Here is a 16,056-nt window from a genome sequence, read left to right as displayed (position 1 = left end):
GCGTAGTGATGGGGGGCTTCGGGGCGCCGAGGCCCCCCATCCCGGGACGCTCAGTGCTGGTAGCCGGTGTACGTGGCGAAGCCCTTGGCGCCGCCCTGGTACCAGGTGTCGGGGTCGGCGGTGGCCAGCGGCAGGCCCGCGCGGAAGCGCTCGACGAGGTCGGGGTTGGCGAGGTAGGCGCGGCCGTAGCTGATGAGGTCGGCGCCCTGGGCGAGCCAGTGCTCACCGGCGGCCCGGTCGCCCGGCGTCGGGCCGATCTGGCCGCCGGGGTTGACGATGAAGGCGCCCGGCCACGCCTTGCGGAGCGCGACGAGGGTGTCCTCCTCGGTGCCGGTGAGGACGTGGAGATAGGCGAGACCGAGGGGTGCGAGGGCCGCGACGAGCGCGCCGTAGAGCTCGGGTACGTCGTCCTCGACGATGCCCCAGACACTGCCGCCGGGGGAGAGGCGCAGGCCCACGCGGTCGGCGCCGATGGCCTCGGCGGCCGCCTCGGTCGCCTCGACGGCGAAGCGGATGCGGCCGGTGAGGGAGCCGCCGTAGGCGTCGGTGCGGTGGTTGGTGTTGGTGGCGAGGAACTGCTGGATGAAGTAGCCGTTGGCGCCGTGGAGTTCGACGCCGTCGAAGCCCGCGTCGACGGCGCGGCGGGCGGCGTCCGCGAACACCCGCACCTCGTCCCGGACCTCGGCGGTGCTGAGCGCGCGGGGGACCGGGGCGGCCTGGCGGCCCTTGGGGCCGGTGTACAGGGCGGCGTCGAGGGCGATCGCGGACGGCGCGACGGGATGGTGGCCCGCGACGTCGGGGTGGCCGACGCGGCCCGCGTGCATGAGCTGGGCGAAGACGCGGCCGCCATTGGTGTGGACGGCGTCGGTCACCGGCCGCCACGCGGCGACCTGCTCGTCGGTGTGCAGGCCCGGAGTGTTGGGGTTGGACTGGCCCGTGCGGCTGGGCTGCACCCCCTCGGTGACGATGAGCCCGGCGGTGGCGCGCTGCGCGTAGTACGTCGCCGTGAGCTCGGCGGGGATGCCGTCGGCGGTGGCGCGGGCGCGGGTCATGGGGGCCATGACGAGGCGGTTGGGCAGCGTCAGGCTCCCGAGCGGGAAGCTGTCGAACAGGCTGGTCACAGTGGTGTCCTTCGCGTAGTACCGGCGGGTGCGGGGTGGTGCGTCGGCTACGCTAAAACCTGACGTTGACGTCAGAGGCAAGTGTCGAGGTCGGAGGCACGTGTTCGGGAGGGGCGCATGAGGATCGGGGAACTCGCCGCGGCGACCGGCGTGAGCGTGCGGGCGCTGCGGTACTACGAGGAGCAGGACCTGCTGTCCGCGGACCGCAGCCCCAGCGGTCAGCGCCACTACCGGCCCGCGGCCGTCGAGCGGGTCCGGCTGATCCAGCAGCTGTACGCGGCCGGGCTTGCCAGCAAGGCCATCGTGGACCTGCTGCCCTGCATCGAGACCGACGAAGTGGCCCCGCAGCTCCTGGAGCGGCTGCGGGCCGAGCGGGCGCGTCTCGACGGGCAGATCACCGGCATGCTGGCGACCAGGGACCGCCTCGACGCGGCCATCGCCCTGGCCGACGACGCCCGGGAGCGGGGCCGCCCCTGCCCCCGCTGAGGACCCGCCGGGCCGCCGTCGGGTGCCGTCGTCAGGTGCCGATGACCCGCAACGACGTCCACAGCGCGAGCGTCGAGACGAGCAGCGCGGCGGGCACGGTCAGGAGCCCGAGGACGGTGAACTCCTTGAGCCGGACGTCGTGTTCGTGGTGATGCGTGATGCGGCGCCAGAGCAGCGTGGCCAGGGAGCCCGCGTACGTCAGGTTGGGGCCGATGTTGACCCCGAGGAGGACGGCGAGGACCGCGCCGGGGCCGGAGGTGGCGGCGAGCGGGGTGAGGGCGAGCACGGCGGGCAGGTTGTTGATCAGGTTCGCGAGGACCGCGGCGAGCGCGGCGGTACCGAGCAGCGCGGGCAGGGACGTGCCGTCGGGCAGGGCCTGGCCGAGCGCGTCGCCCAGGCCGTTGTCGATCACGGCGCGGACGACGACGCCGAGGGCCAGGACGAACGCCAGGAACGGCAGGCCCGCGGAGCGGACGATCGCCGCCGGTGTGGTGTGCCGCCGGGCCAGGGCGCGTACGGCCATGACGGCCGCACCGGCCGCCGCGGCCCACGCCGGGTCGACGCCGGCCGCGGAGGCCACGGCGAACCCGCCGAGCGTCGCCGCGACGGTCACCAGCGCGAACAGCGGCACCTCCGGGCGTTCCTGGGCCCCGTCGTCGTCGGTGGGCGCGTCCAGGTCGGCCGCGAAGTAGCGGCGGAACACGACGTACTCGACGGCGATCGCCGCCAGCCACGGCAGCAGCATCAGGAGCGCGAAGCGGGTGAACGTCAGGCCGGTGGCGGTGAACGCGAGCAGATTCGTCAGGTTCGACACCGGAAGCAGCAAGGACGCCGTGTTCGAGAGGTGGGCGCAGGCGTAGGCGTGCGGCTTGGCGGAGGTGCCCATGCGGGTGGCCGTGGCGAACACCACGGGCGTCAGCAGGACCACCGTGGCGTCCAGGCTCAGCGCGGCGGTCACCACCGACGCGAGCGCGAACACCGCACCGAGCAGCCGCCGCGGCCGGTGCCGGGCCCAGCGGGCCATCCACGTGCCGCAGGCCCGGAACAGCCCCTCGTCGTCGCACAGCTTGGCCAGCACCAGGACCGCCGCGAGGAAGCCGATCACCGGGCCGAGCCGGGCCGCCTCGTCGCGTACGTCGTCCAGCGGGATCGCCCCCGTCACGATGACGAGAGCGGCGGCGGGCACGGCGAACACCGCCTCCGGCCGCCCGAAGGGGCGGACGACGGCGCACGCCAGTACGACGATCAGGGCGGCGACGGACAGGAACTCAAGGAGCATGCCCTCGATCATTCCCGGTGCCCGGCCCGGACCCGGACGCCACCCCCGGAACAAGCGGAGGGAATCATTCAGGAGCGGTCCCGGGCCTGCCGGAAGCGGGCGAGCCCCTCGGCGAGGTCGACGATCGGCTCGGGATAGTCGAACCGGGCGCGCTCAAGGCCGGTGAGCCGCCACGGCTCGTGCACCGCCGCGCCCGCCAGCTCCGCCAGTTCGGGCACCCAGCGGCGTACGTACGCGCCCTCCGGGTCGTGGCGCTTGCCCTGCAGTACCGGGTTCAGGACGCGGTTGGGGCGGGTGTCGTTGCCGGTGCCGGCCGTCCACTGCCAGTTGAGCTGGTTGTCGGCGATGTCGCCGTCCACCAGGTGGCGCAGGAAGTGCCGGGCGCCGATCCGCCAGTCCACGTACAGCGTCTTCGTGAGGAAGCTCGCGGCGATCAGCCTGCCGCGGTTGTGCAGCCACCCTTCGTGCGCGAGCTGCCGCATCGCCGCGTCCACGGCCGGGAAGCCGGTGCGCCCCCGCCGCCACGCCTCGATGTCGTCGGCCGCCTCGTCCTCGCCGCGCCAGCGGTCCTGCCGGTCCCGGTAGTCCGCCCAGGCCGCGCGCGGCCGGGCCGCGAGCACCTGGTGGTGGAAGTCCCGCCAGCACAACTGGCGTACGAACGCGGCCGGACCAGGCCCGTCCGTCTTCCCCGCGCGGTGGACCAGCTCGACGGGCGAGAGCGTGCCGAAGTGCACGTGCGGGGAGAGCCGGGACGTCCGGTCGCCCGCCAGGTCGTCGTGCCCGTCCGCGTAGCCCGCGATCCCCGACCGCAGCCACGCCGCGAGCCGGGTCCGCGCCACGGCCTCGCCGCCGGGCGGCACACCGGGCGACACCTCCCGTACGTCGGCGCGCGCCGGCACCCGCTCGGAGGCGAGGCCGGACGGCACGCGGACGGTGCGCGGGGCGGCGACGACATCCCGCACGCCCTGCTGCGACCAGCGCCTGTAGTACGGCGTGAAGACGGCGAAGTGGTCACCGTTCGCCGGGGTCACCGCGCCCGGCGCGACCGCCGTCACGACACAGTCGTGGACGTGCAGCGCACAGCCCCGCTCCGCGAGCGCGGCCCGCAGCCGCCGCTCCCGGTCCTGCGCGAAGCCGCTGACCCCGGCCGCCATGTGCACCGCCCCGGCGCCGGTCGCCGCGACCACGGCACCCACCTGGTCCACCACGTCCCCGGACCGCACGACCAGCCGCCCGCCGCGCTCGCGCAAGGCCGCGTCGAGCGCCGTCAGACAGTCGGCCAGGAAGGCGAGACGGTTGGGCGCGGCGAACCCGGCGGCGGCCACGTTGTCGTCCCGGACGAAGAGCGGGACGACCTCGTCCGCCTCGGCGAGCGCGGCGCGCAGCGGCGGGTGGTCGTGCAGCCGGAGGTCGGCGGTGAACAGGACGATGGAGGTGGCCATGGCGCTGCTCCTGAGGGGGGCGGTGCTGCTGGCGGGGAGGCTGCGTAAGAACCTGTCGGAGGACCGCGGCGGCCGCTGCTGGCTTTCCGGCGGCCGTGCTGGAGAACGAGGAGGTGGTACCCGTGAACGTATCGACATGGGTGCTTCCCTCCGGGGGCACGGTCGGGCGACAGGCCGTCCGGGAGCGCCGTCTCCGCGCACTCCCGAAAGGCACGATCATGCAGTTCACTTCCGAACAGCGCCTCGACGACGGCGTCATCGAGCGCGAGTTCACCCTCGGCGACATCCCCGGCACCCTGTGGACGCCCGACTCTGCTGGAGCTGCCGGGGCCGCACCGGTCCGAGCCGCGCATCGCGGCCGCCGGGTTGTTCGCGGGGGGGGGTACGTGCCCCGCCCCGGCCGTGAACCCGGCACCAACCTCCGGTGAACTTCGTACAACCAGCTCGGCCCTTCGGGGGTCACACCCCACAACAGCGCACCCCATCGACCGAGTGGGAGCCTCCGTGTCACACCGCCGCCGCATCCTGACGTACGCCATCGCCACCGCCGCGGCCACCGCCGGGTTCGTGCTCCCGACCGGCGCCGCCACCGCGGCACCCGCTGCCGCCACGAGCGACTTCAACGGCGACGGCTACGCGGACCTCGCCGTCGGCGTCCCGGACGGGACCGTCGGCGGCCACGCCAAGGCCGGGTACGTGAACGTCGTCTGGGGCGGCCCGAGGGGCGTCGGCGCCCACGGCAGCATCCGTGTCACGCAGGCCACCCCCGAGGTTCCCGGCACCCCGGAGGCAGGCGACCGCTTCGGCGCGGCCGTCACCCTGACGGACCTCAACGGCGACGGCATCGCGGAACTCCTCGCCGGTGTCCCCGGCGAGGACGTCACCGACCGCGGCACGGACGCGGGCATGGTCATCGCCGTCGGCGGCTCGAAGGACGGGCCGGGACCGGGCTCGACGGTCCTCACCGGTCCTTCGCCGTCCGCCGCGTACGGCAAGTCGGTCGCGGCGGCCCACCTGACCGGCGGCGACAACAAGGCGATCGTGGTCGGCGGCACGGACAAGGTCGTCGCCCGCGTCATCGTGGGCGAGGACAGCATGGTCACCACCGTCGTCGCCGCCCCCATGGGCGGCCGCGCCCCCGTCCTGGCCACCGGCGACTTCGACAGCGACGGCACACCGGACCTGGCCGTGGCGTACTGGACCGCGGGCACCCCCCACACCCAGTCCCACGTACGGCTGTGGAAGTGGGACGCCGAGCGGTCCGAGATGGCCAACTTCTGGAACACGGACAACGCCGGGGTGACCGCCCTGGCCGCCGGTGACTTCGACGGCGACGGCCACGACGACCTGGCGCTCGGCGAATGCCGCGAGATCGCCGACGAGAACATCGACGACCCGTGCGGCCCCGAGAAGCTCGCCAAGGGCGGCGGCATCCACCTCCACTACGGAAGCCCCGCGAGCGGCTCGTTCGGCACCCGCGCCCAGACCCTCAACCAGGACACCGCGGGCGTCCCGGGCGTGGCTGAGGACGGCGACCGCTTCGGCGCCGCCCTCGCCGTCGCCGACGTCGACCGGGACGGCCGCGACGACCTCATCGCGGGCGCCCCCGGCGAGGCCGTCGGAAGCAAGGCGAAGGCGGGCGCCGCCTGGCTGCTGCGCGGTGGTGCCAAGGGCCTGCTCGACGCGGGCGGCGGTGCCAGGTCCGTCGCCTGGAACCAGGACACGCCTGGTGTCCCTGGCGTCGCCGAGGCGGGCGACATCTTCGGCGCGGCGGTCGCCGCAGGCGACCACGACGCCGACCGGACACCGGACGTCGCGGTCGGATCCCCGGGCGAGAACGCCTCCCTGGGCGCCGCATGGCTCCTCCCCAAGGGGGCGCCCGGCGGCTCGGTGGCCTTCTCGCCGCGCACGCTCGGCCTGCCGTACCTCGGCACGGCTCAGAAGTACGGCAATCCGCTGAACAGCCGCTGAGTAACGCCCTGCGGATACCCCGCCCGCCCACCGCGAGGGCTCCGGCCACCGGCTGCCCCACCTGCCGCAATGCGTGGTCCCGGACGGCTGACCCGCCCGAATCGCCGTCCCGGGACCACGCCGATGTCAGTGCCCCCTGCGAACGTGGACGCATGACGACCACCACCCGCGCCGCACCCGGCGACCTGGTCGCGGCCTTGCGACTGCCGGTGTGGAACACCCTGTCCGCGCGCGCCGAAGGCCTGCGCCGGGCGCTGCCGCCCCGCCCCGACGCACCGGCCGAACGCTTCTCCTGGCTGCGCTCCCTCACCCCCGAGCAGGCCCGCGACGCGGCACTCCTGGAGCACCTCGACGCCCTCTGCGGACACCTCGCCGGAAAGCCCGCCCTCGGCTACGCCCCCGACGACCCGCTGCCGGACGCCGCCCTGGAGGCCGCTGAGGGCTTCAACCCGCAACTGACCACGCTCATCACCCGCTATCGGGCGGCACGCGCCGCGGCCCACGACGGGGCCCAGGACGCGGCCCGCGCCGACGGGCCCGGACGGGGCCGGTAATGCCCGTGCCGATTGGCTCAAAGGGAGTGGAACTGGCCTGCGGGGTGGGGGTTTTCTGGTGGGACGCCCGTACGAGGAGGAGGTCCGGCCATCGGAGACACGAGGATCCCCGGCCCCGAGCCCCGGCCGGACGGCGGCGTGGGCGCCATCACGGCGGCGGGCGGACTGCACCAGTACCAACTGCGGTTGCACGCCGAGTACGGACCCGTCGTACGGTTCCAGCTGCCCGGCACGGCGACGGCCGTGTCCGTCGCCGACCCCGTGCTCCTGGAAGCCACCGCGCACCTCAATGAACGGCCGGACCAGCTCTTCGAGTTCCTCGCGCCGCTGTGCGAGGCGGGCAACCTCCAGGTCATCCCGGCCGCGGAGCACACGCCGTGGCGGCGGCTGCTGCTCTCGGTGTTCGCCGGACGCCCCTCCCACGAGCGGCACTTCGCGGCCTTCGCCGCGCTGACGACGGAACTCGCCGACGGCTGGGCCGCGCACGCCGCCGCGGAGCCCGTCGAACTGCAGAAGGACCTCACCGCGCTGACCCTGCGGATGATCTGCGAGTACGCCCTCGGAGGCAGCGCCGCCGCGGACCCCGACAGCGTCATCACCGCGTTCGAGGACGTCCTCACCGAATACCTGGGACGGCTCTACGAAGCCCCCGTCCCCGGCACCCAGGAGGAGCGCGCCGCCCGGGCGGAAGACGCCCTGGCCCACCTGCGCGCGACCGTCGACCGGGTGGTCGCGGCGCACCGCTCCGACGGCCGCACGGACCGCAGCGACCTCATCGGGGCGCTCGTCGAAGCCGGTGCGGAGCCCGCGCGGATCCGCGACACCGTCATGGTGACGATGCTCGCCGCCCACCACACCACCGGCGTGGCCGTCTCCTGGACCCTGCACCTGCTGGCGCGCCACCCCGACGTGGCCGCGCGCGTCACCGGCGAACTGGACCGCGTCCTGGGCGAGCGCGCCGTGCCCGACTACCCCGACCTGCGACGGCTCACGTACCTGGACATGGTCCTCAAGGAGTCGATGCGGCTCTACCCGCCCGGCCCGTACGGCGCGCGCGAGACCACCGACGCCCTCACCGTCGGCGACTACGAGATCCCCGCCGGGGCGACCGTCTTCTACCCGTTCTGGGCCGTCCACATGAACCCCGAGCACTGGCCCGAGCCGGAGCGGTTCGACCCCGAGCGGTTCACGCCCGAGGAGACCGCGAAGCGGCCGCGGCTCGCCCACATCCCCTTCGGCATCGGCCCGCGCAGCTGCGAGGGCGCGAACCTGGCCGTGGCCGAGGCCCAGCTGGTCTTGGCCGTCCTGCTCAAACGCTTCCGGTTCCGGCCCGTGCCGGGGCACGAGGTGGTGCCGGTCGAACGGTTCGTGCTCTGGGCCGCCGACGACATCCGCATGCTGGTGAGCCCGCGCGCCCCGGCGTAGCACGGGAACATTCGTCCAAGACGAGCCTGCGAGAACCGGCCAGGGTGGAGGCATGTACGGCGACGACTTCGAAGACGGCCGGGAGGCTGACGGCAGCCGGGGCTCAGCGGGCGGCTGGGACGCCGGATCCGCAGGTGGCTTGAGTGCCGAGGACGGCCGGGACTTCGACGCCGGTTGGGACACCGTGCGGCCCGTCGGCGGACCAGCAGTGCGCGGGGGCGGCGGCGGGGGCGGTGGCGTCTACGTGGCCGGGTACCGCTCCCGCGCGGGCGGGTGCCTCGACATGCGCGTGTTCCCGCAGCCGTTCGTCACTGTCGTCCTCGGCTTCGGCGACGCCCTGTTGCACGTGGACGGCGGCTCGGGCCGGACGGCCCTGGGCAGCCTCGTCGCCGGTCCCGTGCCCGGGCCGACCCGCATTCGGTCCGGGCGGTTCTCCTGCGTCGAGCTGCGCCTGTCGCCGCCGGCCGCGTACGCGCTGCTGGACGCCGCGCCCGCCGACCTCCACGGGGCCGTGACCGGCCTGGAGGAGCTGTGGGGCGCGCGCGGGCGGCGGCTCGGCGAAGGGATCGCCGGGGCCGGGGGCTGGCCGGAGCGGTTCGCCCTCGTCGACCGGTTCCTCGGCGAACGGGCGGCGCGCGCACCGGTGATGGACGCCGAGGTGGCCGCGACCTGGTCGTCCATCGTCGCCCGGCGAGGCCGGGTGCGGGTCGGTGACCTGGCGGCCGCGTGCGGATGGAGCCGCAAACGGCTGTGGGCCAGGTTCACCGCCCAGGTCGGCCTCACCCCCAAACGCGCGGCGATGCTGGTCCGCTTCCACTGCGCGGCCCGACGCCTGTACGCGGGCGCGGATGCCGCCGAGGCGGCGCTGGCGTGCGGCTACGTCGACCAGTCGCACCTGCACCGCGACGTGTACGCGTTCACCGGGTGCACGCCGGGGGCGCTGACACGGATGGCGAGTCCCGCCGACGCCGACGCCGATGTGGCCCGCGACGCTGACGCGGAAGCCGGGCATGAGGTCGACGCCGTCACCCACCGCGAAACGAGCACCTCGCACAGCGCTTGACACACCCATGGCGAAAGGGAAGACACCGTGACGAACGACGAGGCCCGGGCGACCACTCCCGCCGACGCACGCTTGGTCATCGAGTACGCCTTCGGCGGCCTGGCGGCGCAGGTGCTGCGCGCGACCCTGCGGCTACGCGTGGTCGAGCTGATCGGCGACAAGGAGATGACGGCGGACGACGTGGCCGCCCGGGCCGACGCCGCCCCGCAGTCCATGTCCCGGCTGCTGCGCGCCCTGGCCGGCCTCGGCCTCCTTGAGGAACGCGCCGCGGGCACCTTCGCCGTCACGCCCGCCGGTGCCCTGCTCGACCCCGCGAGCCCCGGCTCCCTCGCGTCCATCGCCCGGATGTTCACCGAGCCGATGATGCTGCGGGGCTGGGAGCAGTTGGACGACAGCGTCCGCACCGGCGACGTCGCCTTCGACAAGGTCTTCGGCACGGACTTCTTCGGCCACCTCAAGCAACACCCGGACCTCTCGGCCGAGTTCAACGCGGCGATGAGCCAGGGCACCCGGCAGACGGCCGCGGCGCTGCCGGGCGCCGTCGACTTCGGGCGGTTCAAGACGGTCATGGACATCGGCGGCGGTGACGGCACGCTGCTCAGCGCGGTGCTGCGCGAGCACCCCGCCGTCACCGGGGTCATCTACGACACCGAGGAAGGCCTGGCCCAGGCCCCGGACACCCTGAGCCGGGACGGGCTCGCGGACCGATGTTCCCTGGTGGCCGGGGACTTCTTCCGTTCGGTGCCCGAAGGCGCCGATCTCCACATGATGAAGAGCATCGTCCACGACTGGTCGGACGACCAGGTGGTCACGATCCTGAGCCACTGCCGCGCCGTGCTGCCGCCCGGTGGCCGCGTCCTGATCGTCGAGCCCGTACTGACCGAGGTCGTCGACCCCGCGACCGCCGGGCGCATCTACCTGAGCGATCTGAACATGCTGGTGAACGTCGGCGGCAGGGAACGCACCCGCGCGGAGTTCGAGGAGGTGTGCCGCCGCGCCGGACTCACGGTCACGTCCGTCACGCCGCTGCCGCAGGCGCCGCCGTTCCACGCCATCGAGGCGGAGGCCGCCGGGGACTGACCGTTCGGCGGGTCCGGCAGGAGCGGTGGGTCCGGTCGGCCGGGGAAGGCCGAGGGACGCGGGAGGCCTGGTTGCGGGGGTGCGCCGCCCGGAACCAGGGCTGTCGCGCCGCGCCCCGCGCGGCCGACTACCGCACGGGGAGCGGCTGTCGACGCTCGCTCTCCGGCCGGGTCCCGAAGATGCGCCGCTCCGCCGCGCTGATCGGCGTGTCGTTGATGCTGGCCTCGCGGCGGGCCATGAGCCCTTCCGCCGTGAACTCCCACAGCTCGTTGCCGTAGCTGCGCCACCACTGGCCGTCCAGCGTCTGGCACTCGTACTGGAAACGCACCGCGATCCGCGGCCCGTGGAAGTCCCACAGCTCCTTGCGCAGCGCGTACTCGCCCTCCCGGGACCACTTGTCCCGCAGGAACGCGACGATCTCGTCCCGGCCGGTGACGAACCGGTCCCGGTTCCGCCAGACCGAGTCCACGGTGTACGCGAGCGCGACGCGCTCGGGGTCGCGGGTGTTCCAGGCGTCCTCGGCGGCCTGGACCTTCTGCAGGGCCGTCTCCTCGTCGAACGGGGGGAACGGGGGGCGTGACGTCATGTCGGCTCCTTCAGGTGCTCATGGTGACCACAGGTGGAGAACGCTCGTTCTCTGCCTCGTCGGCCACTCTAGAGAACGTGCGTTCTCCTGGGTAGTCGCCTTGCCCCTGAGGCAAACCCGGCGGCGCGCCCTTGACGGGGTACGGTGGCTCCGAATACTGGAAAACCCCAGGCCAAGCCGGGGAACACCCAGGGGCCAGAGAGGGACCGGAGACAGGAGGCCGTCGGCCGATGGACACCACGGTCACCGCCGCGGAGCGGGCGCTGGACGCGGCCGAGCGGCTCTTCTACCGGCGCGGCATCCAGTCCGTCGGCATGGACGAGATCCGCACCGCGTCCGGCCTCTCCCTCAAGCGCCTCTACCAGCTCTTCCCCGCGAAGGAACGCCTCGTCGAGGCCTACCTGGAGCGCCGCGACGAGCGCTGGCGACGCGAGCTGGCCGAGCATGTCGAGCGGCACGAGAGCCCCGAGCGGCGCATCCTGGCGGTCTTCGACTGGCTGGGGGAGTGGTTCGCCGAGCCCGACTTCAACGGCTGTGCCTGGATCAACTCGTACGGCGAGCTGGGCGCCACGTCGGAGCCGGTGGCCCGCCAAGTGCGCCTGCACAAGGCGGCGTTCAGGGACTATGTGGCCGACCTGGTGGCGCGGGCGGGCCTGCCCGCGAGCCTGGGGGAGCAGGTGTTCCTGCTGGCCGAGGGCGCGATGGCGACGGCGGCGATCACCCGCACCACGGCCCCCGCGCAGCAGGCGGCCCAGGCCGCCCGACTCCTGATCACCGCCTCCCGTCAGGCTTCCGCGTGACGATCCCTCACAGCACCTGGGCGACCTTGTAGGCGATGCCGCCTTCGATGAGGTAGCCCGACCCGACGCAGACCGTGCCGTTGAGCCACGCATAGCGCTCGGCGCCGGTCTCGAAGAGGGGGCTGGTGCGGAAGTAGTAGCGGCTGGGGTCGATCCGGTGCCGCTCGGCGGGATCGGCCAACCCCTCGCGCATCTCGGGCGGAGTGACCCAGCGGCCCCCGTACGTCATGTGCAGGAGGGCGCCGTCGTGGGTCCGCAGGGTCAGGCGCACGTCCAGGTTCATCGTGCCGTCGGGGCCGAACAGCGCCCAGTCCCCGCCGCCGGGCAGCACGTCGCCGTGCAGCCTCGGGCCGTGGAACGTACCGCCTGCGGCACCGAAGAGGACCCGTCGGCCGTAAGGGCCGCTGCCGATGGACAGGCGGGGGTCCAAGTCGACGACGATGTCGAAGAGATGAGCGGTCCGGACGTCACCGACGTCCTTCACGCGCGGGTCCACTGTCATGCTGCGTTGCCTCCTGTCGGTACGGGGAGCAGGGTGCGCCGGACCCGGTCCGTCGGGACGCCGGGCCGGGCGCCGAGCGCGGCCGGAACGTCCTGCCGACTGTTGGCCGCGGCGAGGGCGTGCGTCAGCTCGAACATGCGTGAATCATCCATGGACGCGCCTCCTGGGAAGCTCGGCTGAACTAAACGTACGATCGGTCGTATGTTTTGTGCAAGCACATGGCAGGATGGGGCCGATGAACGAGCACGCAGGGCACCGGAGTTCACCAACAGCCGCAGCCGGGGCGGAGGCCGCGGGGGATCAGCGCCTCGTCCGGGGGATGCGCGCCCGCCGGAAGGTCGCCCGCCACGGCGTGGACGTCGCCTCCCTTGAAGGCCTGAGCGGTCTGAGCATCGGCCGCCTGGCGGCGGACCTGGAGCTGAGCAAGAGCGGCATCCAGACGCTCTTCAAGACGAAGGAGAACCTGCAGCTCGCCGTGGCGGAAGCGGCGCGCGAGGCGTTCACGGAAGCGGTCATCCGTCCCGCGCGCACTGCCGCACCGGGCGCCGCGCGACTGCGCGCACTGACGGAACACTGGCTCGCGTACGCCGAGGAACCGCTGTTCCACGGAGGCTGCTTCTGGGCGGCGAGCCTCCCCGACTTCGACAGCCGACCGGGGAAGGTCCGCGACACCCTGCTCGTCCACCGCCGCACCTGGCTGGCCGTCCTCGCCGCCGAACTGCGCCACGCCGTCGACGCGCACGAGATCACCGAACTCGACCCGGACCTCACGGCCTTCCAGATCGACGCGGTCCTGGTGGCCACCAACACGGAGCTGCGCCTGGGCGGAACCGACGTGGTCGCGAAGGCCCGCCGCGTGGTCGACGGGTTCCTCGCGCTCCCGCACTGACCGCGCTCCCGCACTGACCGCGCCCCCGCACTGACCGTGTGCGCGACGCCCACACCCCGCACGACACGGGAAAAGCCGTGCCGCATCTCCCTCAAGCCGTGGAATCATCGGGCGGCCCGGACGGGCGGGCGACTCCGCGAACGAACAAGACGAGGGACGGGGACGGGTGTGATCGACGGCTGGGAGTGGGACGAGAGCTTGTTCGCGGGGACGGCTGCGTACTACGCGCGGGGGAGGCTCCCGTACGCGCCGGGGCTGGCGAAGGCGCTGGCCGAGGCCCTGCGACTCGACGGGCGGGGCCGCCTTCTCGACGTGGGATGCGGCCCGGGCGCGGTCGCCCTGACGCTGGTGGATCTGTTCGGCGAGGTCGTGGGCGTGGATCCGGACGCCGGAATGATCGCCGAGGCCGGACGGCAGGCGGCGAAGGCGGGCCTGGCCGCGAAGACGCACTGGGTGCGGGCCCGCGCCGAGGACCTGCCCGCGGGCCTCGGCACGTTCACGGCGGCCGCCTTCGCCCAGTCGTTCCACTGGATGGACCGCGAACTGGTGGCGGCGACCGTACGGGACATGCTCACGCCCGACGGCGTACTCCTGCACATCTCGGACCTGAAGACGGCCCCCCGCGCCGACGCGGACCTGCCCCACCCGGCCCCGCCCCGAGCCGCGCTGGACGACCTGGTCAGGACGTACCTCGGCCCGGTGCGGCGAGCGGGCCGAGGAACGCTCCCGCAGGGCACACCGGGCGGTGAGTCGGCCATCTTCGCCCGCGCCGGATTCTCCGGCCCCGACCGCCACGTCGCCCCCGGCGGCCAGCCCATGGACCGCGACTGCGACGACCTGGTGGCCCAGGTGTTCTCGATGTCCTTCTCGGCCCCGCACCTGTTCGGTCCCCACCGCGAAGCCTTCGAGTCGGACCTGCGCCGCGTACTCCGGGAGGCCTCCCCGTCCGGTCGCTTCTCCGAACGCCAGCCGGGCACAGAGATCTTCATCTGGCACAAGCGCCCGCCCCGGCAGGGGGTGGCTGCGCCTGCGGCTAGGCCGTTTCCTTCGGATCATCTGATCGTTGGTTGATGTGTGTCGTTGACTGATGCCCAGTGGGCGCGCATTGAGCCGTTGCTGCCCGACCGGGCGCCTCGACGGGGCGGGCGGTGGCGGGATCATCGGCAGGTGATCGACGCGATCGCGTTCAAGTACCGCACCGGGACGCCGTGGATGGACCTGCCCGAGCAGTTCGGCTCGTGGAAGGGCGTCCACAACCGGTTGCGGATCTGGGCGGCCGACGGCACCTGGTCGGCTTGAGGTCGATGACCGGCGTGCCCGACACCGCGTCGAGGCCCACCACCGTCAGTTCACGCCCGTGGACGGCTTCGATGGCGCAGCACGTCACCCCGATGCGGTTGGGGCGGCGGGGGCCACGTCCGGCGAAGATGCCGACGGGCGGGAGGTCGGAACGGCCACGGTAGGGGCGCGGTGCGCGGTAGTCGTCGGGTTCCGGGAACTGGTCGAAGACGAAGAGGACTTCCACGTGGGAGAAGCCTTCCAGGCCTTGGAGACACGCCTCGCCGAAGCGCTCGTCGACGGTGATCGTGCTGCGGACGGCACCCCAGTTGTCCGTGTGCTGGACATCCGTCCGGTCGTTGCGGACCGTGCCTATCGGTGTGATCTCGAAGCTCGGCATGGCCAGAGGCTAACCCTCGCCGCGCCGTTCGGCCGTCTGCCGCATCGCGGCCTTCAGCCCGTGTGGCGCAGGGCGTTGAGCAGTCCTTCGAGGGCCGCCCAGGTCTCGGCCGGGTCCGTGGGCCCGTCGGCGGAAGCCAGCCACAGGGCGGCCTCGTTCATGGCGCCGGACAGGAGGTGGGTGAGAGGGGCCACGGGCTGTGGGGGGAGGGTGCCCTCGGCGACGAGGGCGGTCAGGGCGTCGTGGAGGTGGTGGGCAGAGGACGCCTCGTCCAGGGCGCGCCAGGCGCTCCAGCCCAGTACGGACGGCCCGTCCACGAGCATGATCCGCTGAATGTCCGGCTCGGCGGTCACGGTGAGGAACTCGCGGCAGCCCGCCGTCAGTTGATCCCAGCGGTCGGTGTGCTCCTCGGCCGCCGCGGCCACGCGTCGCCCCACCTCCCGCTGCACCTCCTCCAGCACGGCGCCGAAGAGCTCGGCCTTGCTGTCGAAGTGGTGGTACAGCGCGCCTTTGGTCACCCCCGCCGCCTCGACGATCTGGGCCAGCCCCACCGCGCCGTAGCCCTGAGCGGCGAACAACTGCCTGCTCTCCCGCAGCAACGTCCGCCTCGTCTGCTCCCGTTGCTGCGCCCGGACACCCTGCCGGCTCATCGCGCTCCACTCGGTTGACGGTTGACGGTTGACGTACCGATAGTACGTGACTACCGTCATTCGCATACCAACGGTATGTGAATGGGGAGCGACCATGAGACTGACCAGCTTCTATCCCGTGATCTGCACCGCCCGGCTCGCGGAATCCCGGGACTTCTACACCCGACTGTTGGGCTTCGAGACCACCTTCGAGGCCGACTGGTACGTGAGCCTGCGCCGCCCTGGCGACTCGCCGTACGAGCTCGCCCTCCTCGACCACACCCACCCGACCATCCCGGAGGCCCACCGCCTCCCCGCTCAGGGCCTCCTGCTCAACCTGGAGGTCGAGGACGTCGACGCGGAATGGGAGCGCCTTGTCGTGCGTGAAGGGCTCAGCCCCGCCCTGGAGTTGCGCAGCGAGGACTTCGGGCAGCGGCACTTCATCGTGGCCGATCCCTCGGGGGTTCTCGTCGACGTCATCACGCCCATACCGCCCAGCGGTGAGTACGTCAGTCAGTACGTGGGGGTGTGAACCGGAGAGGGCGCGCCGC

At 73.1% G+C, this 16,056-nt stretch carries 18 protein-coding genes and 2 pseudogenes; 12 read left to right on the top strand and 8 right to left on the bottom strand.

What is annotated here, in order from left to right; genetic code table 11:
• Positions 1-50 precede the first annotated feature (50 nt).
• Entirely contained in the window at positions 51-1,121 is a 1,071-nt protein-coding gene (locus tag IE274_RS29170; protein WP_190118888.1) for an alkene reductase, read from the bottom strand.
• Between the two features lie 117 nt (positions 1,122-1,238).
• Here IE274_RS29170 and IE274_RS29165 point away from each other — a divergent pair, with 117 nt between their 5' ends.
• Positions 1,239-1,607: a MerR family transcriptional regulator gene (locus IE274_RS29165; RefSeq protein ID WP_190118887.1), complete on the top strand. Its 369-nt coding sequence runs from the start codon at positions 1,239-1,241 to the stop codon at positions 1,605-1,607.
• Positions 1,608-1,638: 31 nt separating this feature from the next.
• On the opposite strand, the gene IE274_RS29160 is transcribed toward IE274_RS29165, so the two are convergent.
• Together IE274_RS29160 and IE274_RS29155 are read right to left on the bottom strand one after the other, a co-directional pair.
• Positions 1,639-2,886, bottom strand: a complete 1,248-nt coding sequence (locus IE274_RS29160; RefSeq protein ID WP_229909881.1) for an SLC13 family permease — start codon at positions 2,884-2,886, stop codon at positions 1,639-1,641.
• A 68-nt stretch (positions 2,887-2,954) separates the two neighbouring features.
• Positions 2,955-4,328: a cryptochrome/photolyase family protein gene (locus tag IE274_RS29155; RefSeq protein ID WP_190118885.1), complete on the bottom strand. Its 1,374-nt coding sequence runs from the start codon at positions 4,326-4,328 to the stop codon at positions 2,955-2,957.
• Positions 4,329-4,546: 218 nt separating this feature from the next.
• Here IE274_RS29155 and IE274_RS29150 point away from each other — a divergent pair.
• The 6 genes and pseudogenes from IE274_RS29150 to IE274_RS29125 all read left to right on the top strand — a co-directional run.
• Positions 4,547-4,654, top strand: a pseudogene (locus IE274_RS29150) (alpha/beta hydrolase); the annotation flags it as partial.
• Between the two features lie 178 nt (positions 4,655-4,832).
• Positions 4,833-6,299, top strand: a complete 1,467-nt coding sequence (locus IE274_RS29145) for an FG-GAP repeat protein (RefSeq protein ID WP_229909880.1) — start codon at positions 4,833-4,835, stop codon at positions 6,297-6,299.
• Between the two features lie 152 nt (positions 6,300-6,451).
• Positions 6,452-6,853 (top strand): hypothetical protein, encoded by a 402-nt coding sequence (locus IE274_RS29140; protein WP_229909879.1) that lies wholly within the window; start codon positions 6,452-6,454, stop codon positions 6,851-6,853.
• Positions 6,854-6,991: 138 nt separating this feature from the next.
• Positions 6,992-8,278 carry a cytochrome P450 gene (locus IE274_RS29135; RefSeq protein ID WP_229909878.1) on the top strand — a complete coding sequence of 429 codons (1,287 nt, stop codon included), beginning with the start codon at positions 6,992-6,994 and terminating at the stop codon, positions 8,276-8,278.
• A gap of 52 nt (positions 8,279-8,330) precedes the next feature.
• Positions 8,331-9,341, top strand: coding sequence for a helix-turn-helix domain-containing protein (locus IE274_RS29130; RefSeq protein WP_190118884.1), 1,011 nt, complete (start codon positions 8,331-8,333; stop codon positions 9,339-9,341).
• A 27-nt stretch (positions 9,342-9,368) separates the two neighbouring features.
• Positions 9,369-10,421 (top strand): methyltransferase, encoded by a 1,053-nt coding sequence (locus IE274_RS29125; RefSeq protein ID WP_190118883.1) that lies wholly within the window; start codon positions 9,369-9,371, stop codon positions 10,419-10,421.
• Between the two features lie 127 nt (positions 10,422-10,548).
• Here the strand turns inward: IE274_RS29125 and IE274_RS29120 are convergent, their stop codons facing one another.
• A complete protein-coding gene (locus IE274_RS29120; RefSeq protein WP_190118882.1) occupies positions 10,549-11,007 on the bottom strand; it encodes a nuclear transport factor 2 family protein in 459 nt (152 codons plus the stop codon).
• Positions 11,008-11,237: 230 nt separating this feature from the next.
• Between IE274_RS29120 and IE274_RS29115 the strand changes: the two genes are divergently transcribed.
• Positions 11,238-11,807, top strand: a complete 570-nt coding sequence (locus IE274_RS29115) for a TetR/AcrR family transcriptional regulator (RefSeq protein ID WP_190118881.1) — start codon at positions 11,238-11,240, stop codon at positions 11,805-11,807.
• A gap of 7 nt (positions 11,808-11,814) precedes the next feature.
• Here IE274_RS29115 and IE274_RS29110 read toward each other — a convergent pair whose 3' ends face one another.
• Together IE274_RS29110 and IE274_RS29105 are read right to left on the bottom strand one after the other, a co-directional pair.
• On the bottom strand, positions 11,815-12,309 hold the full coding sequence (locus IE274_RS29110) for a DUF3237 domain-containing protein (protein WP_190118880.1): 495 nt from the start codon (positions 12,307-12,309) through the stop codon (positions 11,815-11,817).
• On the bottom strand, positions 12,306-12,461 hold the full coding sequence (locus IE274_RS29105) for a hypothetical protein (protein ID WP_190118879.1): 156 nt from the start codon (positions 12,459-12,461) through the stop codon (positions 12,306-12,308). The genes IE274_RS29110 and IE274_RS29105 overlap by 4 nt, the downstream gene beginning before the upstream one ends.
• An 83-nt stretch (positions 12,462-12,544) precedes the next feature.
• Between IE274_RS29105 and IE274_RS29100 the strand changes: the two genes are divergently transcribed.
• From IE274_RS29100 to IE274_RS29090, 3 genes and pseudogenes are all read left to right on the top strand, one after another.
• Positions 12,545-13,198: a TetR family transcriptional regulator C-terminal domain-containing protein gene (locus tag IE274_RS29100; protein WP_229909877.1), complete on the top strand. Its 654-nt coding sequence runs from the start codon at positions 12,545-12,547 to the stop codon at positions 13,196-13,198.
• 168 nt (positions 13,199-13,366) lie between these two features.
• Positions 13,367-14,269: a class I SAM-dependent methyltransferase gene (locus tag IE274_RS29095; protein WP_190118878.1), complete on the top strand. Its 903-nt coding sequence runs from the start codon at positions 13,367-13,369 to the stop codon at positions 14,267-14,269.
• Between the two features lie 3 nt (positions 14,270-14,272).
• Positions 14,273-14,488: pseudogene (locus IE274_RS29090) on the top strand (transposase); the annotation flags it as partial.
• On the opposite strand, the gene IE274_RS29085 reads toward IE274_RS29090, so the two are convergent.
• Together IE274_RS29085 and IE274_RS29080 are read right to left on the bottom strand one after the other, a co-directional pair.
• Positions 14,385-14,876 carry an SAM-dependent methyltransferase gene (locus tag IE274_RS29085; protein WP_229909876.1) on the bottom strand — a complete coding sequence of 164 codons (492 nt, stop codon included), beginning with the start codon at positions 14,874-14,876 and terminating at the stop codon, positions 14,385-14,387. The pseudogene IE274_RS29090 and the gene IE274_RS29085 overlap by 104 nt on opposite strands.
• A gap of 53 nt (positions 14,877-14,929) precedes the next feature.
• Positions 14,930-15,526 (bottom strand): TetR/AcrR family transcriptional regulator, encoded by a 597-nt coding sequence (locus IE274_RS29080; RefSeq protein WP_190118876.1) that lies wholly within the window; start codon positions 15,524-15,526, stop codon positions 14,930-14,932.
• A gap of 94 nt (positions 15,527-15,620) precedes the next feature.
• Between IE274_RS29080 and IE274_RS29075 the strand changes: the two genes are divergently transcribed.
• Positions 15,621-16,037, top strand: a complete 417-nt coding sequence (locus IE274_RS29075) for a VOC family protein (RefSeq protein WP_190118875.1) — start codon at positions 15,621-15,623, stop codon at positions 16,035-16,037.
• The last annotated feature ends 19 nt before the right edge of the window (positions 16,038-16,056 follow it).

The sequence above is a fragment of the Streptomyces flavofungini genome (assembly GCF_014650815.1).
GTDB classification, from domain to species: Bacteria; Actinomycetota; Actinomycetes; order Streptomycetales; family Streptomycetaceae; genus Streptomyces; species Streptomyces flavofungini.
The sequence above is the reverse complement of the archived record's forward strand: the minus strand, read 5'-3'. Positions and strand labels throughout refer to the sequence as shown.

Coding starts and splice junctions, on each gene's coding strand:
- IE274_RS29160 (WP_229909881.1), bottom strand. CDS start 2,886: ATGCTCCTTGAGTTCCTGTCCGTCGCCGCCCTGATCGTCGTACTGGCG.
- IE274_RS29100 (WP_229909877.1), top strand. CDS start 12,545: ATGAACGAGCACGCAGGGCACCGGAGTTCACCAACAGCCGCAGCCGGG.
- IE274_RS29155 (WP_190118885.1), bottom strand. CDS start 4,328: ATGGCCACCTCCATCGTCCTGTTCACCGCCGACCTCCGGCTGCACGAC.
- IE274_RS29115 (WP_190118881.1), top strand. CDS start 11,238: ATGGACACCACGGTCACCGCCGCGGAGCGGGCGCTGGACGCGGCCGAG.
- IE274_RS29085 (WP_229909876.1), bottom strand. CDS start 14,876: ATGCCGAGCTTCGAGATCACACCGATAGGCACGGTCCGCAACGACCGG.
- IE274_RS29105 (WP_190118879.1), bottom strand. CDS start 12,461: ATGGATGATTCACGCATGTTCGAGCTGACGCACGCCCTCGCCGCGGCC.
- IE274_RS29120 (WP_190118882.1), bottom strand. CDS start 11,007: ATGACGTCACGCCCCCCGTTCCCCCCGTTCGACGAGGAGACGGCCCTG.
- IE274_RS29130 (WP_190118884.1), top strand. CDS start 8,331: ATGTACGGCGACGACTTCGAAGACGGCCGGGAGGCTGACGGCAGCCGG.
- IE274_RS29140 (WP_229909879.1), top strand. CDS start 6,452: ATGACGACCACCACCCGCGCCGCACCCGGCGACCTGGTCGCGGCCTTG.
- IE274_RS29075 (WP_190118875.1), top strand. CDS start 15,621: ATGAGACTGACCAGCTTCTATCCCGTGATCTGCACCGCCCGGCTCGCG.
- IE274_RS29110 (WP_190118880.1), bottom strand. CDS start 12,309: ATGACAGTGGACCCGCGCGTGAAGGACGTCGGTGACGTCCGGACCGCT.
- IE274_RS29165 (WP_190118887.1), top strand. CDS start 1,239: ATGAGGATCGGGGAACTCGCCGCGGCGACCGGCGTGAGCGTGCGGGCG.
- IE274_RS29080 (WP_190118876.1), bottom strand. CDS start 15,526: ATGAGCCGGCAGGGTGTCCGGGCGCAGCAACGGGAGCAGACGAGGCGG.